Here is a 17,535-nt window from a genome sequence, read left to right as displayed (position 1 = left end):
ATTTACGCGTCGTTCTTGAGTTCTTCGCGAGCAGGCTCGCTCCTACAAGGGGTAGCGTTCACATTGTGGCGCCCGCTTGCGGCGCCCGCTTGCGAGCTTGCTCGCGATGGTCTGGGGCGCGCCGCGGTCGCCAACGATAACGCGTCGGCCTGGCGTCGGGGTCAGCCCAGGCTGTGCCACTTGCGGCCGTCGCGGGCCAGCAGTTCGTCGGCGGCGCTGGGGCCGTCGGTGCCGGCGGCATAGGCCTGGACGCTGGCGTCTTCCTGCCAGGCATCGAGGAAGGGTTGCACCGCACGCCAGCCGTTTTCGATGTTGTCGGCGCGCTGGAACAGGGTCTGATCGCCGGTCAGGCAATCGTAGATCAAGGTTTCGTAGCCCGTGGAGGGCTGCATTTCGAAGAAATCCTTGTAGGCAAACCCGAGTTCGATGTTGGCCATGTCCAGCGCCGGGCCCGGACGTTTGGCCAGCAGGTCGAACCACATGCCTTCATTGGGCTGGATCTGAATTCTGAGGTAAGTCGGTTGTAGCTCATCGACTTCCGTATCGCGAAACTGCGCGTAGGGCGCAGGCTTGAAGCAGATGGCAATTTCCGTGTCGCGCACGCTCATGCGCTTGCCGGTGCGCAGGTAGAACGGCACGCCGACCCAGCGCCAGTTGTCGATCATCACTTTGAGCGCCACGAAGGTTTCCGTGGTGCTGTCAGGCGCCACTTTGGGCTCCTCGCGATAACCGGCCACCGGCTGGCCGCCGCTGTCTCCCGCGCTGTACTGACCACGTACCGAGTTGGCACGCGCCTCAGCCGTTGACCAGGGGCGGATCGCCCCCACCACCTTGGCCTTTTCACCGCGGACCGCATCGGCGCCAAACGCCGCCGGCGGTTCCATGGCAACCATGGCCAACAGCTGGAACAGATGGTTGGGCACCATGTCGCGCAGGGCGCCAGTGTGCTCGTAAAAACTGCCACGGGTCTCGACGCCGACGGTTTCCGCGGCGGTGATCTGGACGTGGTCGATGTAATGGTTGTTCCAGAACGCTTCGAACAGGCTGTTGGAAAACCGGCTGACCAGAATGTTCTGCACGGTTTCCTTGCCCAGGTAGTGGTCGATCCGGTAGATCTGCTTTTCCGTCATCACCTTGAGCAGACACGCGTTCAAGGCTTCGGCGGTATGCAGGTCGGAACCAAAGGGCTTTTCAATCACCACCCGGCGAAAAGCCTCGGGGCCCTCCTCCAGCAGCCCGGCCGAGCCGAGCTGGCGCACCACTTCGCTGAAGAAACGCGGTGCGGTGGCCAGGTAGAACACCGCATTGCCTGTGCCGCTCTCGGCGATTTTCGCCGCCAGCGCCTGGTAGGTGCTGGCGTCGAGAAAGTCACCCTGGACGTAGCTGATGCCCTTGGCCAGCTTGGCCCAGAGCGCCGGGTCCAGGGAGTCATGGCCGTTACCGACCTTGTTCGCCGCCTCGTTGCGGATGAAGTCTTCGAGTTTTTTCGCGAAGTCGAGATCGCTGATGGCGTTGTGATCCACCCCGATGATCCGCAAGTTGTCCCCCAACAAACCATCGCGACTGAGGTTGTACAGCGCCGGCATCAGCAAGCGCTTGACCAGGTCGCCATGGGCACCGAACAGAAACAGTGTGGTCGCCGGTGCTGGTTGTGCCTTGGACTTCTTGCGGATCGAGGTCATTTTTTCGGAGTCTCGACGTGGCCACCAAAACCGAAGCGCTGGGCCGAAAGGATCTTGTCACCGTAGACGCCTTGCTGGCGCGAGCGATAACGGGAGAACAGCGAGCTGGACAACACCGGCACCGGTACTGCCTGTTCCATGGCCGCCTCGATGGTCCAGCGCCCTTCACCGCTGTCAGCCACGGAGCCGGAGTAACCCTCAAGCTTCGGATCGCTGGCCAGCGCATCGGCGGTCAGGTCCAGCAACCAGGACGAAACCACGCTGCCACGACGCCAGACCTCTGCGATATCGGCGACGTTCAGGTTAAAACGCTGGTCTTCCGGCAGCATTTCCGAGGATTTGGTCTTGAGGATGTCGAAGCCTTCGGCAAACGCCTGCATCATCCCGTATTCAATACCGTTGTGAATCATCTTAACGAAGTGCCCGGAACCGGCGGGGCCGGCGTGGATATAGCCGCGCTCGGCACGGTCATCTTCCGACACCCGGTCCTTGGTCCGCGGGATATCGCCCATGCCCGGGGCCAGCGCCTCGAACAACGGGTCCAAACGCTTCACTTCGTCGCAGTCGCCGCCGATCATCATGCAATAACCACGCTCCAGGCCCCACACGCCGCCGGAAGTGCCGACGTCGATGTACTTCAGGCCTTTTTGCGCCAAGGTCTTGGCACGACGGATATCGTCTTTATAGAAGGTGTTGCCGCCGTCGATGATCACGTCACCGGCTTCCAGCAGCTCGCTCAGGGTTTCGATGGTGTCTTCGGTCGGTGCGCCAGCGGGCAACATGACCCATACCGCGCGCGGCTTGGCCAGGCCAGCCACCAGTGCCGGCAGGTCGGCAACGCCGGTCGCGCCTTCTTGAGCCAGGGTATCAACGAACGCGGTGTTGCGGTCGTAGACCACAGTGCTATGCCCGTTGAGCATCAGGCGCCGTGCAATGTTGCCGCCCATGCGGCCCAGTCCAATGATCCCTAATTGCATGTGCTGATGCTCCTTACTGCGAAAAAATAGTGTGCCAAAAGTCGATAGCGCCACGAACCAAGTCAAGCTTAGTCCAGAGCGTTGCTACATAGTTTCCGGGCATTTTGCCTGAACTATAGGGATAACGTCCCAAACAATGGCGAAGACACAGGGACAACGTAAAATAAAAAAGTTCCCTTCAACGGCAAAAGAAATCAAAATCGCCGTCGAAAGTGGCTGCGCACACGCTTCTGCGTGCCGGACCACCGTTGTCAGACGCCATTTGCGAGGTGAGCAATGGGCACAGTAGTAACCGCACTCCCAGTACAAACCCTGTACGTCACCGTTCGTCGTGATGAACTGCGCCAACTCAAGGCCGAACGCGAGCAGTTGCTCAACGAAGTCGCGCACCTGCGTCAGCAGCTACAGGCGCAGCGCGGTGAAGGGTTGACTGCGCGCATGCCGATACGCTCACTGGATTGATCACCCCCGCCTGAAAGGTTGCGCCTGCTTCCCCGGCAAGCGCAACGCACTGATCAGGACACCAGGGCATGCTATGCCGTCGGTGGAACGGCATCGAAAAAGTACTTTTTCGCGAACGCCGCCTTCATTCCCCCCGGGTACACCACTTTTCCCGCGTTGAGCTCGGGGTGTTGCACCTGATCCTTGACCGTGACGAACCGCAGGCGCGCCAGTTTCAGGTGGGCTTCGGTCAGGGTCAGGACCGATTTGGCCGTACAGTGAAAGTGTGCGTACCACAGTACCTTTCTACCAATGCGGCTGGCGCTGTCGACGATGTCGTATTCCAGCAAATAGCTTGTTTGATTGGCAGTAGACTTGTCGGTCCAGGACGGATTCTCGACGCGGACCTCCCGCTCCCCTAGCAGGTACTCGAAGCTTCCGGCATTCGGTGGCAGCTGTTTGGTAATCTCGACGCGCAGCTTTTTCCCTTCGCGGATCAATTGTTCTCGAGCGCTGTTGAGATCCTGATATATCTTGACTGCCCTCCCCCGATCCGCACCTGTAACACCTTGCATTCCATGTTGGATTTGCGTAGCCAGCTCCGAGAGTTTTTGGGCCTGAGACAAAAACCGGTCTTCCACACTGGCGGGCTCGCGGTACCGGGAGACATCTTTTTTATAGTTTGCGATCAGCGGGGTTATCCCTTCGACCAGTTTCCTGCCGTTGTCCAGCAGCGATTGGAGCGCCAGGGCCGGCTTCGGTGGAGCTACCACAGGTACTTCAGGCTTCTCCTCCCGCTGCCGGTAAAGATCTTGCCCTTCATCCTTGTAGAAAATGATCTGCTTGTCCGTTGCCGCGTCCTGGACCACCACCGTTTCGCCGGTTTCACCTGAACTTTGCTCGCGGACATCGCCCACTCGATAACCATCCGCCGTTTGGATCAGACGCTCGTTGGGGCGCTTGACTCTCCTCCTGGTTTTTTTCACCCGCTCTTCGGCAGGTAGCGTGCCCTCTTGCTCCGCGGGCTCTTCCTGCAAGTCTTCACTGATTGATTCGCTGAGTTCTGTTTCCGCGATCGCTCGTGCCCGCCTCAGAGCATCAAGAAATTTCTCGAGAAAAAACTGCGCCACGTAGCTTTGTCGATCGCCAATCTTGCGCAGGTTGGCCGCCATCAGCTCCGCATCGTTGTAGACATAGATCGCGGCCTGCAGTAGCTCAACACGTTGCCTGGGCTCAAACCCCTGCGTCGTGCTCAAGCGCAAAACGTTATCCGTCACCACGCCCAGTTTCGCCTTACCCAGCCCTTCCAGTCCTGCGACTTCCGCCAGGCTGGGTTCAAGCGCAGGGTCACCCACTAATGCACCGCGCAAACACACCATCTCATGCACGATTAGCCAGTCGGTGTTACTCACCCGCTTGTCCAGTATGTCCTTGAGCCTTTGAGTATTTTCCGATAGATAGCCGGTTCTTTGCAGATAGCCTTTTCGAACGCTGCGATCCAGAACCTCAAGTTCCGTCATTGTCTTCTCGAGCTGGGTACTGATCCTGATACGCTCCACAAATCCATTGACGATGCGTTTCCTGGCTTCCAGCAACACGCTGTACGGCACATCGGTGACAGCCGTGCGCAGCTCAAAGGCCAGTGGAAAAAGGGTCCGAATTGAAACCCCTGACTCTTCCCATACCGCCGACATCCTGATCAGGTTTTCGTCGACAACACCATAACCGGAAACGATTCCCTGGAGATTTTCCAGTATGGCGTCACGTTGGTAGTCTTTGTCCTTTGCAAGCAGGCCATCAATCTCCTCACACAGTTTGATCCGCCCCAGATGGCCATCAATGTAGGTCCTGGCCTTCTTCTTGTATTCGATGTCCGCGGCGTGCAATTTCTTTCTCAGCGCCACACGTTCCTCCAGCAGCCGGCTCCGCTCGGCGTCACTGGAAGCCTCAATCGCCGTCGTCTTGCGCGCAATTTCTTCGGCGAGTTGCAGTACCTTTTCCTGTGCCGCCTGCCCAATTTCCTGTGCCTGCTTGATGCTGGCATCCAGTTCCGGCAGGCGATCCTTGAGTCTTTTGACTTTCAGCGCATAGTCGGCACGTCGCGCCCGCAGCTGCGAATCGGCGAAGACATCCGACAGGTAGCGACTCATGCCCGGTCCACCCCCGCGCACACGAAACTCCGGCGCTACCTCCCAGAGATCCTGGCCATTGTTCTTCAGTTCCAGTCCTTTTATCGGCCTCCCAAGATGATCGAGGATGACCACATTGCCGCCCTCGGCGGGCTCTACATTGGCCCATCCGTACCCACGCAGGCGAGCCGGCACTTTTGCATACCAGCGCCCCCCGACCACTACGATGCCTTGGGGCGCTGGCGTTGTGACCTCCCGCCCGCGTCCGGCCTGATCGGTGCTCAGGAAACGCTCCAGCAATCGACGCGAGTCACCCGATACCGGGGTAGAGAAATCCAGCACGCTGTCACTGATGGCGCTGGCCGCACCCGGCCCAATGGGTGGTTTGATCACTGCGCTGACTTCAAGAGCACCCGGCCGGGGGACGATCGCATGGTGCTCGAAGGGTTTTACCGCTGTACCGGCGCCCGGTGAAAGACGCTGGATCAGCAGGGCCACTGCCAGATTGATGAGCAGGTTGTAGGTGAAGTCCTTGGCCGGCGCGCTGTCGCCGCTCACCAGTGGCTCAAGGGCCTCCAGAACCGCGGTTTCCACCACTAACAACCAGCCAACGGCAGCTGCAGGTCCGCTGACAAAGGGTAATACCGTGTTAAGCACGCTATTGAAGATGATCAAGCCCATCTCTTTCAGCGTATTCCAGCGGTACTCGGCATTGGACAGCGTCTGTTCGTCAGCCAACTGGGCCAGGACGTTGGCGTTGGCTTCATACAAATGAGCCAGCACCTTATCGTCGAGCTGCTGCAGATCGAATCGGGCGGGAGCCGATGGCCATAGCTGCGTTTCGAATATGATTCCCACCGGGTGGGGTTCCAGAAAACCGCCATTGTCATAGATTTTCCGTGCATCGGGCGCCAGCCAGTCGAGAATGCTTTGCTGTAGCGAGGGGTTGGACTTGCCATCCGGGAGAGCCGACATCGCAGTTCGAGGGTTATTGCTCACGATCTCAGCCATCAAGGCGTCGAGCGAAGCAAACTCGATCAATGGTTCGGGGTACAGCGGCCGATACAGCACATGGGGCCCGGCCGTCACATCAGCGGGGCCAAACACAAACATATCGGCAACCACATGCGTGTGGTTCGATACGTCGGTCTTGAAGGCCAGGGTCCTGGCCAGCATCACTTGCCCGCTCACACGCCGGGCTTGCGGATCCGACTCCATGATGGCCGCCACACAGCGATACCCGGCATCAGTGAACCCCGAGCGCTTCCTGATCCTGTTCTCCAGTGCCAGCATCGGTAATTGAATGCGCAATTGGTCGCTGAACAGCTTTTCGCGCTCGGCTCGCTGTACCGGATCATCGAGCAGTAGCCTTTTGACTTCATCGGGGTAGTTTTTGCCGATATCGGCATCGCGAATCAGTTCCCTGACGGTGTCGAGGGTCATCCAGGCCGGTGCCGCCGAACCGTCCTTGCGCTTGAACTCAGAGACCAGGAAAGGCACGCCGGCAAGATTGTTCAACGCTCGATGAGTCAGGCTGAGGGTTTCACTGGTAAACCGTCCGGTTCCTGGCCCTACGATCACCAACAAACCGTCTTCATTGCGATACTGAGTGATGTCGACCTGGTCTGGATCCACCGCCTCGCCGTACGCGGCCATGCCGTCCTGCAGGACTTCCCGGGCGAATTGCTCAGCCGTACGAATCCCGTGGCTGTACTCCTGCCCCTTGCTCGCCAACTGGAGGGCGGCCAGGCGAAACATGTAGCGACTGTACTCCTGGGTCTCGGCGGGCGTGGCCAGTTCTATCCAGTCAGGCAACTGGCTGCCGACTTCGCTGTACAGTACTTGCTCATACGCACCGGGGTTCTGCTTGAGCAAATGGGGAGCCAGATCCGTCAGACTCGCATAGCGCTCTTCCAGCACTTTCAGGTCCTGGCCTTCGAATACCCCGAAGAAGCTCAAGCTTTCAAGTTGATTATTGAGCAGCGCCTGGGCCTGAGTCACAAAGACATCGCCGAACGACTCATAGGGTTGCAACTCAAGCACACTGAGTTCCTGCCTGCGCCCCCATTTGTCGCCCTCTGAATCAGCGAAGGCCTGCCATGTGTCGTAAGTCTCGATAACGCCGCTGGTGCTAAACCCCATCACAATGTCCCGCGTCGATACCGTGCGCACGGCTACCAGATCAAACGCCAGGTGAGCTTTGTGAGTACGTCCGGTCCGGGCGTGATAGTCGATGAGGAAAACCTGTGTGCAGTCCGGTCCGTAACGAGCCACTCGGTCCTCCTTGATGGGGCAACGAATGACTTGCAGGACGGTATCGACCTGCCCGGCATCCAGAAACGCACCGCTGCCCGAAGGCCCCATGCTGACCAGTAATGCGCTTCTGAGCACATCGCCAAGCCATTGCCAGCGGCTGGTGCCGTCAACCGCCGGCTCATTCCAGTAATCCGTCAGCGCCTGCTGCAATGCAGCAAGCATGACCTTGGGCAGTCGTCGCAAAAGGTCTTCGACTTCGCGCATTTCGACGGCGATTCGCCTGTCGTCCCCGTCGCTCAAATAGTGCTCACGGGTGAAGGTCAATTGGGCGCTGGCAGTGATGGCGTGAATCATCACTTCAAACAGCGGTGTTGTGGTGTAGCCGTCGATCCAGGGATCGTCGTGCTCGACGAGGTGTCCGCTATCGCCCTCTCCCTCTAGCGCCGCCCGACTTGTGCGGACCCAGTTGGGTGAATTGAGCGTGGTCGTCAACACGTCGATGTTCAGCCCGGGATACCGATTGTTCAGGGCCGCGCCGAATTGTTTCAGGGCCGCTGTGACCACTATCGGTCGCCCCTTGAACTCTTCGTATACCGCCTGCGCCAATGTGTCGGAAACGTCCTCGGGTGTTGCGCGAGTGCCTGTCATTTCAGCATCCTGTTGTCATGGAATGAGCAGCAGGCGCCCTGGCCTGCTTCAACCGGATGTAATGCGGTTTCACTGAAGAACGTGCGGTAACTAAGTATCCTCACCCATAGCTTCACAAAACTTTCACATGAACTTACAGATACTTGTAAACACTGTTGACGCTCGATTTTCGAGCGTTTTTTTGTCACTGGCGCTCAACACTTTCAGTGGTTGAAGTCATTAATCAGCTGGAGCGCTGAATGGCGATGTTTAAACGCAGCAGTACGCCTGCAAAAGGGTTTGATTGGGCAGGCTTGGGCTGGCTGTTCCTGTTCTTCTGGTATTTTTCCGGCATCACCCAACTATTGATCCTGTTGACCGGCACCTCCGGGTTCACCGGTTTTCGCCAGGCCTTCGTGATGTCCGCCATCTGGCTCGCGCCGATGCTGCTGTTCCCGGCCCGTACGCGCCTGCTCGCGGCGGTGATTGGCGTGGTGCTCTGGGCCTGTTCGATGGCTAGCCTGGGTTACTTCTTCATCTACCAGCAGGAGTTCTCGCAGAGCGTCATCTTCATCATGTTCGAGTCGAACGTCTCGGAAGCCGGCGAGTACATGACGCAGTACTTTGCCTGGTGGATGGTGGCCGCATTCCTCGCGCACACCGCCGTGGCCCTGTTCCTCTGGAGCCGCCTGCGCCCGGTTTACCTGCCGCGCGGCAAGGCCTTGCTGGCAGCCACGGCAATCCTGGTCGCGGTCATTGGCTACCCGCTGGTCAAGCAGACCGCGCGCACCGGCAGCCTGGCCGCCGGCTACGAAAAATTCGAAACCCGCATCGAACCGGCGGTGCCATGGCAGATGCTGGTTGCCTATCGCCGCTACGGCGAAACCCTGGCCAGCATGCAAGGCATGCTCGACAACGCCAGCCAGGTACCGCCGCTGCACAACTTCAAGGACTCGATGGCCGGCCAGCCCGCGACCCTGGTCCTGGTGATCGGTGAATCGACCAACCGCCAGCGCATGAGCCTGTACGGCTATCCACGGCAAACCACGCCGGAGCTGGACAAGCTCAAGGACCAACTGGCGGTGTTCGACAACGTGATCACCCCGCGCCCCTACACCATTGAAGCGCTGCAACAGGTACTGACCTTCGCCGACGAAGAGAACCCGGACCTGTACCTCAAGACCCCATCGTTGGTCAGCGTGATGAAGCAGGCCGGCTACAAGACCTACTGGATCACCAACCAGCAGACCATGACCAAGCGCAACACCATGCTCACCACGTTCTCCGAGCAGGCGGATGAGCAGGTCTACCTGAACAACAATCGCAACCAGAACGCCCGCCAGTACGATGGTGACGTGCTGGAGCCCTTCACCAAGGCCCTGGCCGACAGTGCGCCGCGTAAATTCATCGTGGTGCATCTGCTGGGCACCCACATGAGCTACCAGTACCGCTATCCTGCGACCTACGACACCTTCAAGGACCGTCAGGGCGTGCCGCCCGGGGTCAGCGACGACCAGTTGCCAACCTACAACAGCTACGACAACGCGGTGCGTTACAACGACTTCGTGGTCTCGAGCCTGATCAAGGACTACGCCAAGACCGATCCGAACGGCTTCTTGCTGTACCTCTCCGACCACGGCGAAGACGTGTTCGACTCGGCGGGTCACAACACCCTGGGTCGTAACGAGTCCAAACCCACTGCCCCCATGTACACCATTCCGTTCATGGCCTGGGCTTCGCCGAAATGGCGGGCAAACCACGCCTGGGATTTTGCCGGCGACTTGCAGCGGCCCTACAGCAGTTCGCACCTGATCCACACCTGGGCGGACCTGGCCGGCTTGAGCTTCGACGAACTGGACCACAGCAAGAGCCTGGTCAGCGACAGCTTCAAGGCGCGCCCGCTGTTGATTGGCAACCCCTACGAACGTGAGCAGAAGGCGCTGATCGACTTCAGCCTGATGAAGCCCAAGGCGCCTACCGCGGCCGTCGTTACCCAATAAGTGAACCCTGCGGGGGTCGGTTCCGGCCCCCCGTTTTTGCTGGCCATGAGCCTTCGCGAAAGCCCCTCGAATAAAATAGATTAATAATTATTCGCATTTGAGCTAAATTTTCTGATTCACCTTCGTCTTTGAGCAAACGGAAATTTTCCATCGAAGACAAGGAGTCGGCTGCGATGTTCGCGCCTATTACCCGTTCCATGACCTTGACCCTGGGCCTGTGCAGTCTCGCCCTGTGCCCTTCCGCCCATGCGGACACCAAGCCGGATAAACAGCAGGAGCCTGCCGCCAAGGCGCTCGAGCTGGATACCACCAACGTCAATGCAGTGGGTCTGGGTACCACCACTGAAAACACCGACTCCTACACCACCGGTGCAATGAGTACGGCGACACGGCTCAATCTTTCCATCAAGGAAACCCCGCAGTCGGTCTCGGTGGTCACTCGCCAGCAGATGGACGACTTCAAGCTCACCACCCTGTCCGAGGCCATGAGCCAGACCACCGGCGTGGTGGTCCAGCACAACGACTCCGACCGGGTCAGCTATTCCTCGCGCGGCTACTCGATCAACAACTTCCAGATCGATGGCATGCTCAACACCTTCGGGCGCATGAAGTCCGACTCGGACACCATCATCTACGACCGCATCGAAGTGGTCCGCGGCGCCACCGGCCTGACCACCGGTGCGGGCGACCCTTCGGCCACCATCAACATGGTGCGCAAGCGTCCGACCGCTCAATGGGAAGCCAAGACCGGCGTCAGCGGCGGCAGTTATGACGATTACTACAGCTACGTCGATGTTGGTGGCCCGCTGGCGTTCGACGGCCGCCTGCGTGGCCGCAGCGTGCTGGCCTACCGCGACAGCAAATCGTTCCGTGACCACTACCAACTGCAACGGGAAGTCGGCTACGGGATCCTCGAAGCGGACCTCACCGATGACACCGTGCTGGCGGTGGGTTACGACTATCAGGACAAACAGGTCCAGGGCACGTCCTGGGGCACGGTGCCGTACTGGAAATCCAACGGCGACAAGGCCAACCTGTCGCGTTCGACCAACATGGCGACCAAATGGAGCTCCTGGCCCCTGAAGGACAAGACCGCCTTCGCCAACCTTGACCAGAACCTGGGCAATGGCTGGCACATGAAGGGCGCCTATACCTACCGTGAGAGTGACACCGACGGCAAGGTCTACTACGGCGGTGGCGGTTACCCCAACGACGACCGCAGCGGCATGGTCGCCTACCGCAGCCACATGAAGGGCGAGCAGAAGATGGAAGTCTATGACTTCAACTTCGCCGGCCCCTATCAGTTGCTCGGACGCGAACACGAGTTGATGATCGGCTACGGCGAGGCCGAACGCAGCGCGTCCAACCCGTACCTGGTGTCTGCACCGACGCCAGCGGGCTACGACAACATTGCCGACTGGAAGTACATGGGCAACATCGCCAAGTTCCGCGACACCGACACCGGTATCGAAGGCTCAAACGACAGCACCAAGCAAAAAGCCGGTTACCTGGCCACCCGCCTGAGCCTGGCCGAGCAGTGGCATGCGGTCCTGGGCAGCCGTTATGGCAGCTGGAAAACCGACAGCAACTCCTACAGCTTCAACGACCAGAACCAGCGCACCGGCAACGATCACAGCAGCCAGACCCAAAACGACGTCTTCACCCCGTACGCCGGCTTGCTGTACGACATCACCCCTGAGTACACGGCGTATGTCAGCTACACCGACATCTTCAAGCCGCAGACCGAGCGTGATTCCAGCCGTAAGTACCTGGACCCGATTGTCGGCCAGAACTACGAACTGGGGCTCAAGGGCAGCTTGCTCGATGAGCGCCTGAACGTCGCCACGGCGGTGTTCTGGAGCAAACAGGACAACGTCGCTGAATTGGATGACTCGGTGCGGCCGGACCCAACCACCGGTGAAGACTTCTACAAGTCCGGCGGCAAGGGCAACAAGGTCAACGGTTTCGAGGCTGAAGTATCGGGCGAGGTGATGCAGGGCTGGAACATGACGGCCGGCTACACCTACACCCATTCGAAAAACGGTGAAGGTGAGCGCAACGTCACCAACCAGCCATTGAACATGCTGCGCATCTCGACGGCGTATCGCCTGCCGGGTGAATGGAATGCGCTGACGGTGGGGGGTGCAGTGAACTGGCAGAGCGATATCTACGAATTCGCCAGCCGCCCCGTCGGACGTGACGCCGATGGTGACATCGTGACCAAGGAAACCCGGATCAACCAGAACAGCTATTCGGTGGTCAAGCTGATGTCGCGCTACGAGTTCGACAAGCACCTCACCGCATCGTTGAACGTCGACAACCTGTTCGACGAGAAGTACTACGACAACGTCGGCTTCTACAACGGTGTGTTCTGGGGTGACCCGCGCACCGTCACCTTGAGCCTGGACTACAAGCTCTAACTCTCACGTACTGCAGGAGCGCCGTCCGGCGCTCCTGCACGTTACAGCGGCTTGGTCCAGAACAGCATCCGCCCGTGGTCCGGATCGAACATGCCGGGGGCGAAGCCAAATTTGTCATACGCCGCCTGTGCAACGGCGTTGCCTTCCAGTACTTCCAGGGTGATCTTGCAGCAGCCACGCTGACGGGCAATCTCCTCGACCTTGAGCAACATCTTCTGACTCAGCCCCAGACCGCGAAACTTGCCGACCACCGCAACGTCATGGACGTTGACCAGCGGGCGACAGGCAAAGGTCGAAAACCCCTCGAAACAATTCACCAGCCCGGCCGGCTCACCATTGACGAAAGCCAGGACGCTGAACGCATGGGGACGCTTGGCCAATTCACCGGGTAATTGCTGCAATACGTCGGCGGGCAACGGTGCGCCACTGCCCATCGGGTCTTGCGCATAGTGGTCCAGTACCACGCCTATGGCTTCGGCGTGAGTCGGGTTGCTGTAGCTGGCCTGGAGTACCAGGATGTCTGCGGATTCCATTTCCTTCCTCGATCGAACAATAAGCGGGCATCCCTGCGGCTAGCGCCCGGGGCAATCGACATTACCCTGTGACGCGCGCCCGGACAACAGTGGCATCAGCCCTGGGCCTGGGCAAACCGCCGCAACTGCATCTCCTTCAAACGGCTCAAGGTGCGGCGAAAGGCAAACTCCAGGTAGCCCTCGGTATACAGCTGATCCATCGGCACCTGCGCCTCCAGATACAACGGGACCTTGCGGTCGTAGCACTCATCGACCAAGGCAATGAAGCGCCGCACGCTGTCATCGTGGACGGACAGCTGCGGCAACTCGCGATCACCGGCAGCGACACGGGCACTGCCATCTTCGGTACCGCGGGCAATCCGCCCAGGGCGTTGCCGGGCACTGAGATTAGGCACTTCGCTGATCAAAATAGCGCTGAAGCGATCACACAGCGCCATGAAGTCCATGGCGGCCAACGGTTGCTCGCAGAGGTCGGCATAACGGCACCAGAGCACCTTGTCACTGGCCTGGACCACCGCCACCGTACGGTAACCGATAGTCACCGGCGCGCTGGACACCGGCTGGCCCGCGGTCAGCTCGGCAAAGACCTGACTCAGCCCCCCAGGCTCACCTGCTTCGCAGACCCAATAGCGCTGCAGATTCACCCCCGGATGCAAGCGGTGATCCTCACCGCCGTCCACCGCCACCACCTGCATATGCGCCTGGATCGCGGCAATCGCCGGCACAAAACGGTCACGGTTGAAGCCATCCGCATACAACTGCTCGGGCGGTTGGTTGGAAGTGCAAACCAACACCACGCCTTCATCGAACATCACCTGGAACAAGCGGCCGAGGATCAGCGCGTCACCAATATCATTGACGAACAGCTCGTCAAAACACAGCACCCGCACCTCCCGGCTCAACTCCCGGGCCAACGCCCGCAGCGGGTCGGCGGTGCCGGTCAGTTGAAACGAACGCTGATGCACCCAGGCCATGAAATGATGAAAATGCTGCCGGCGCGCCGTAACCCGCAGGGTCTGGTAGAACTGATCCATCAACCAGGTCTTGCCCCGCCCCACCGGCCCCCACAGATAAACCCCAGTGATCGGCGCCTGGCCTTGATGCAGGGCCTGGTGACACTCCTGCAACGCCAACACTGCGCGTTCCTGCGCAGCGTCGACAACAAAGCCCTGCTGACGGATGGCCGATTGATAAGCGCTGAGAGGTGAATCGACGGTCATGGCTGCCTGGGGTCAGTGCGGAAAAAACCGAGTATCGCATGCCCACAGGGATAATCCGCCAGATGCCAGGTAGAGACCGGCCGTAAGGGCTGAACCCTAATCAGCCATCACCGCACCAACGGATATACCCACAAACTTCAACGCTTTAGTGCCTTGGCACTTCTGGCCGCCCCCCCTTTCTGGCATCCTGCGCCTCCATTTTCTGACCTGGCCTTAATGGCACTCTCCCCGTGACCTCATCTGACCACGCAAAAACTGCCCTGCGTTCCGACCTGATCTACGGCCTGTACGACCGCCCACACTTCACTGCGACCGTGTTTGCCGCGCTGCAGCACGTACTGGCGAGTTTCGTCGGGATCATCACCCCGACCCTGATCATGGGCAGCGCCCTGGGGCTGCAGAGCGAAATCCCCTACCTGATCAGCATGGCGCTGTTCGTTTCCGGCCTCGGCACTTTTGTCCAGGCACGCCGATTCGGCCCGGTCGGTTCCGGCCTGCTGTGCCTGCAAGGCACCAGCTTCTCGTTTATCAGCGTGATCCTGAGCGCCGGCTTCATGGTCAAGGCGCGGGGTGGCGGCACCGATGAAATCCTCTCGACGATTTTCGGCGTGTGTTTTTTTGCCGCGTTCATCGAGGTGGTGCTGAGCCAGTTCATCGGCAAGCTGCGCATGCTGATCACCCCGGTCGTCACCGGCACCATCATCACCCTGATGGGCCTGTCGCTGATCAAGGTCGCCATGACCGACATCGCCGGCGGCTTTGGCGCGACTGACCTGGGTGGCGCCCACCATTTACTGCTGGCCGCCCTGGTGCTGGGCACTATCGTGGTACTGAACCGGGTCGACGTGCCATTCCTGCGCCTGGGGGCCATCGTCATCGGCCTGACCCTGGGTTACCTGGTGGCCTGGTTGATGGGCGACGTCGACTTCGCCAACATGACCGCCGTGCCCCTGATGAGCGTGCCGGTGCCATTCAAGTACGGGTTTAATTTCGACTGGGTGGCGTTCATTCCGATCGCGGTGATTTTCCTGGTCTCGCCCCTGGAGGCCGCGGGCGACCTGACGGCCAACTCGATGATCTCGCAACAACCGGTCAAGGGCCCGCTGTACATCCGCCGGATCAAGTCCGGGCTATTGGCCGACGGTCTCAACTCGGCGATGGCCGCGGTATTCAACAGCATGCCGATGGTGACCTTCGCCCAGAACAACGGGGTGATCCAGCTGACCGGCGTCGCCAGCCGCTATGTGGCGTTTTTCATCGCCGGCCTGCTGGTATTGCTGGGGCTGTTCCCGATGATTGGCGCAGTGTTGCAACTGATGCCCAAGCCGGTACTGGGCGGCGCTGAACTGGTGATGTTCGGCACGGTGGCCGTGGCCGGGATCAAGATCCTCGCCGAGGCCGGGCTGCACCGGCGTAACATGCTGATCGTGGCGATCTCCCTGGGCATGGGCCTGGGTGTCGCGGCAGTGCCGGAAGTGCTGCGTGAGTTGCCCAAGGCGTTGCACAACATCTTCGAGTCACCGATCACCGTCGGTGCGTTGTGCGCTATCGTGCTGAATATCTTTTTGCCCGAGGAGTTCATCGAGCTGGAAGAAGACGACTTCGACCCCGAGGCCTCGATTCTCCAGGTCATGGAAAACCCCGATGTCAGCCACCCGGGTGAACCGCTCAAGCCCGCGGCGGTCGCATCCTTGAAGCGCTAACCCGCTGGTGGGTCGAGCCGCTGGCGGTTCGACCCTTGTTGATGAGAGCCCCTCTATGCGCCGATTCATCGTTGCCGGCCTTGCCCTGTTGCTGCTCAGCCTGAGTGGCTGCGCGCTGTTTCCCGATCGCGACCCGTTGAACGTCAACGTGGTCGGCCTCGAGCCGCTGCCAAGCCAGGGCCTGGAGGTACGATTTGCGGTCAAGATCCGCCTGCAGAACCCCAACGACAATCCGATCGACTACAACGGCGTGGCCCTCAACCTTGAGGTCAACGGCCAACCACTGGCTAGCGGCGTCAGTGACCAGCAAGGCTCGATCCCCCGCTTCAGCGAGGCGCTGATCAGCGTGCCGGTGAGCATTTCGGCGTTCTCGGTGATGCGCCAGACCCTGGGGCTGAGCCAGACCCAGTCCCTGGACAACCTGCCCTACGTGCTACGCGGAAAATTGGCGGGCGGCCTGTTCGGCACCCAGCGTTTTGTCGACAGCGGCCAATTGAGCCTGGCCGGCCCAACTGCCGGTGTCCGCTGACGTCGCGCGCCGATCACACCAAGGAGGTGGATTGCTACATGGCCCCATACCCCACGCTGTATACCAAGCGTTTGATTCTCAAGCCGCTGGAACTCGCCGATGCCCCGGCCATCCAGCAGCAGTTCGCCCACTGGGACGTGGTGCGCTACCTCAATGCCCTGGTGCCCTGGCCGTATCCAGCGGACGGTGCCTTGGTCTACCTGCGTGACATCGCCCTGCCGGCGATTGCCCGAGGCGAGGAATGGCATTGGTCGATTCGCTTGAAGTCGGCCCCCGAGCAACTGATCGGCAACATCAGCCTGATGGACGAACAGGACAATAACCGTGGTTTCTGGCTGGGCACTGCGTGGCAGGGCCAGGGGCTGATGGCCGAAGCTTCGGCCGAGGTCACTCGCTACTGGTTCCAGGACCTCGGGCGCGAGCTGATGCGAGTGCCCAAGGCCTCGCCCAACCTGGCGTCACGCCGACTCTCGGAACGCAGCGGCATGCGCCTGATCCGGGTCGATGAAGGCAACTTCGTCGGCGGTCGCTACGCCACAGAAACCTGGGAAATCACCCGCGAGCAGTGGCAGCGCCTGTAGGAGCGAGTGCCCGCTTGCGGCGTGCTCGCGATGGACCCGAGAACACCGCGCTGCCAACCCGCAGCGTTTACTTGGCCGCCATCAGGCGATTGACTTCGCTGCGCACCATGTTGGCGTACTCCGGCGGCGACATGGCGTCCAGCTCCGCGCGGACCCATTCGGCCCATTTGCCTTTGCGCTTGGAGCGCTCACCGAACAGACGGGCCGCTTCACCCTTGGATTTGCCCAGGTTGCTCTGCCAGAGGTCGAACAGACGGGACTTTTCATCTTCAAGCGCTGCGCGCTCGGCAAGGGGCTTGTCGGCCAGATTGAAGCTCATGGGAGTTACCTGCTGCATAAAATAGGCGACATCTTACACTGTAGGTGGAAATCTCCGGCGACGGATTTACCCGGACCAAGGGCCATCGCAGAAAAAATCTGCAACTTTTACCCGCCGC

The 17,535-nt window shown here is 60.0% G+C and carries 12 protein-coding genes; 6 read left to right on the top strand and 6 right to left on the bottom strand.

What is annotated here, in order from left to right:
* Window positions 1-161: 161 nt before the first annotated feature.
* Window positions 162-1,682 carry a glucose-6-phosphate dehydrogenase gene (gene zwf / locus ACIOVD_RS17990; RefSeq protein WP_320332269.1) on the bottom strand — a complete coding sequence of 507 codons (1,521 nt, stop codon included), beginning with the start codon at window positions 1,680-1,682 and terminating at the stop codon, window positions 162-164.
* Window positions 1,679-2,713 (bottom strand): phosphogluconate dehydrogenase (NAD(+)-dependent, decarboxylating), encoded by a 1,035-nt coding sequence (gene gnd / locus ACIOVD_RS17985; protein ID WP_335929850.1) that lies wholly within the window; start codon window positions 2,711-2,713, stop codon window positions 1,679-1,681. Before gnd ends, zwf begins: the two co-directional genes overlap by 4 nt.
* A gap of 222 nt (window positions 2,714-2,935) precedes the next feature.
* Between gnd and ACIOVD_RS17980 the strand changes: the two genes are divergently transcribed.
* Window positions 2,936-3,121 carry a DUF6026 family protein gene (locus ACIOVD_RS17980; protein ID WP_095170455.1) on the top strand — a complete coding sequence of 62 codons (186 nt, stop codon included), beginning with the start codon at window positions 2,936-2,938 and terminating at the stop codon, window positions 3,119-3,121.
* Between the two features lie 71 nt (window positions 3,122-3,192).
* Here ACIOVD_RS17980 and ACIOVD_RS17975 read toward each other — a convergent pair whose 3' ends face one another.
* On the bottom strand, window positions 3,193-8,133 hold the full coding sequence (locus tag ACIOVD_RS17975) for a dermonecrotic toxin domain-containing protein (RefSeq protein WP_401129393.1): 4,941 nt from the start codon (window positions 8,131-8,133) through the stop codon (window positions 3,193-3,195).
* A gap of 239 nt (window positions 8,134-8,372) precedes the next feature.
* Here ACIOVD_RS17975 and ACIOVD_RS17970 point away from each other — a divergent pair, with 239 nt between their 5' ends.
* Entirely contained in the window at window positions 8,373-10,112 is a 1,740-nt protein-coding gene (locus tag ACIOVD_RS17970) for a phosphoethanolamine transferase CptA (protein WP_095170459.1), read from the top strand.
* A 173-nt stretch (window positions 10,113-10,285) separates the two neighbouring features.
* Window positions 10,286-12,532 (top strand): TonB-dependent siderophore receptor, encoded by a 2,247-nt coding sequence (locus tag ACIOVD_RS17965; RefSeq protein ID WP_401129391.1) that lies wholly within the window; start codon window positions 10,286-10,288, stop codon window positions 12,530-12,532.
* Window positions 12,533-12,573: 41 nt separating this feature from the next.
* On the opposite strand, the gene ACIOVD_RS17960 is transcribed toward ACIOVD_RS17965, so the two are convergent.
* Window positions 12,574-13,065, bottom strand: a complete 492-nt coding sequence (locus ACIOVD_RS17960) for a GNAT family N-acetyltransferase (protein ID WP_095170463.1) — start codon at window positions 13,063-13,065, stop codon at window positions 12,574-12,576.
* Between the two features lie 95 nt (window positions 13,066-13,160).
* Window positions 13,161-14,285, bottom strand: coding sequence for a cell division protein ZapE (gene zapE / locus ACIOVD_RS17955; protein WP_401129388.1), 1,125 nt, complete (start codon window positions 14,283-14,285; stop codon window positions 13,161-13,163).
* A gap of 230 nt (window positions 14,286-14,515) precedes the next feature.
* On the opposite strand from zapE, the gene ACIOVD_RS17950 reads away from it, so the two are divergent.
* Genes ACIOVD_RS17950 through ACIOVD_RS17940 form a run of 3 tightly spaced genes read left to right on the top strand, consistent with a single transcriptional unit; the run spans window position 14,516 to window position 17,098 of the window.
* Window positions 14,516-15,988 (top strand): nucleobase:cation symporter-2 family protein, encoded by a 1,473-nt coding sequence (locus ACIOVD_RS17950; RefSeq protein ID WP_095170467.1) that lies wholly within the window; start codon window positions 14,516-14,518, stop codon window positions 15,986-15,988.
* A gap of 55 nt (window positions 15,989-16,043) precedes the next feature.
* Window positions 16,044-16,517, top strand: a complete 474-nt coding sequence (locus ACIOVD_RS17945; protein WP_401129386.1) for an LEA type 2 family protein — start codon at window positions 16,044-16,046, stop codon at window positions 16,515-16,517.
* 38 nt (window positions 16,518-16,555) lie between these two features.
* On the top strand, window positions 16,556-17,098 hold the full coding sequence (locus tag ACIOVD_RS17940; protein ID WP_401129384.1) for a GNAT family N-acetyltransferase: 543 nt from the start codon (window positions 16,556-16,558) through the stop codon (window positions 17,096-17,098).
* Between the two features lie 67 nt (window positions 17,099-17,165).
* Here ACIOVD_RS17940 and ACIOVD_RS17935 read toward each other — a convergent pair whose 3' ends face one another.
* Entirely contained in the window at window positions 17,166-17,417 is a 252-nt protein-coding gene (locus ACIOVD_RS17935) for a hypothetical protein (RefSeq protein WP_095170472.1), read from the bottom strand.
* Between the last annotated feature and the right edge of the window lie 118 nt (window positions 17,418-17,535).

It is taken from the genome of Pseudomonas sp. NPDC087626 (assembly GCF_044743405.1).
Taxonomy (GTDB): Bacteria; Pseudomonadota; Gammaproteobacteria; order Pseudomonadales; family Pseudomonadaceae; genus Aquipseudomonas.
Note: the sequence above shows the minus strand (reverse complement) of the source record. Positions and strands in the feature narration are given on the sequence as shown.

Bases quoted from the DNA above. Each gene is read 5' to 3' on its own strand.
- zwf (WP_320332269.1), bottom strand. From the start codon at position 1,682: ATGACCTCGATCCGCAAGAAGTCCAAGGCACAACCAGCACCGGCGACC.
- ACIOVD_RS17980 (WP_095170455.1), top strand. From the start codon at position 2,936: ATGGGCACAGTAGTAACCGCACTCCCAGTACAAACCCTGTACGTCACC.
- ACIOVD_RS17975 (WP_401129393.1), bottom strand. From the start codon at position 8,133: ATGACAGGCACTCGCGCAACACCCGAGGACGTTTCCGACACATTGGCG.
- ACIOVD_RS17970 (WP_095170459.1), top strand. From the start codon at position 8,373: ATGGCGATGTTTAAACGCAGCAGTACGCCTGCAAAAGGGTTTGATTGG.
- ACIOVD_RS17965 (WP_401129391.1), top strand. From the start codon at position 10,286: ATGTTCGCGCCTATTACCCGTTCCATGACCTTGACCCTGGGCCTGTGC.
- ACIOVD_RS17960 (WP_095170463.1), bottom strand. From the start codon at position 13,065: ATGGAATCCGCAGACATCCTGGTACTCCAGGCCAGCTACAGCAACCCG.
- zapE (WP_401129388.1), bottom strand. From the start codon at position 14,285: ATGACCGTCGATTCACCTCTCAGCGCTTATCAATCGGCCATCCGTCAG.
- ACIOVD_RS17945 (WP_401129386.1), top strand. From the start codon at position 16,044: ATGCGCCGATTCATCGTTGCCGGCCTTGCCCTGTTGCTGCTCAGCCTG.
- ACIOVD_RS17940 (WP_401129384.1), top strand. From the start codon at position 16,556: ATGGCCCCATACCCCACGCTGTATACCAAGCGTTTGATTCTCAAGCCG.
- ACIOVD_RS17935 (WP_095170472.1), bottom strand. From the start codon at position 17,417: ATGAGCTTCAATCTGGCCGACAAGCCCCTTGCCGAGCGCGCAGCGCTT.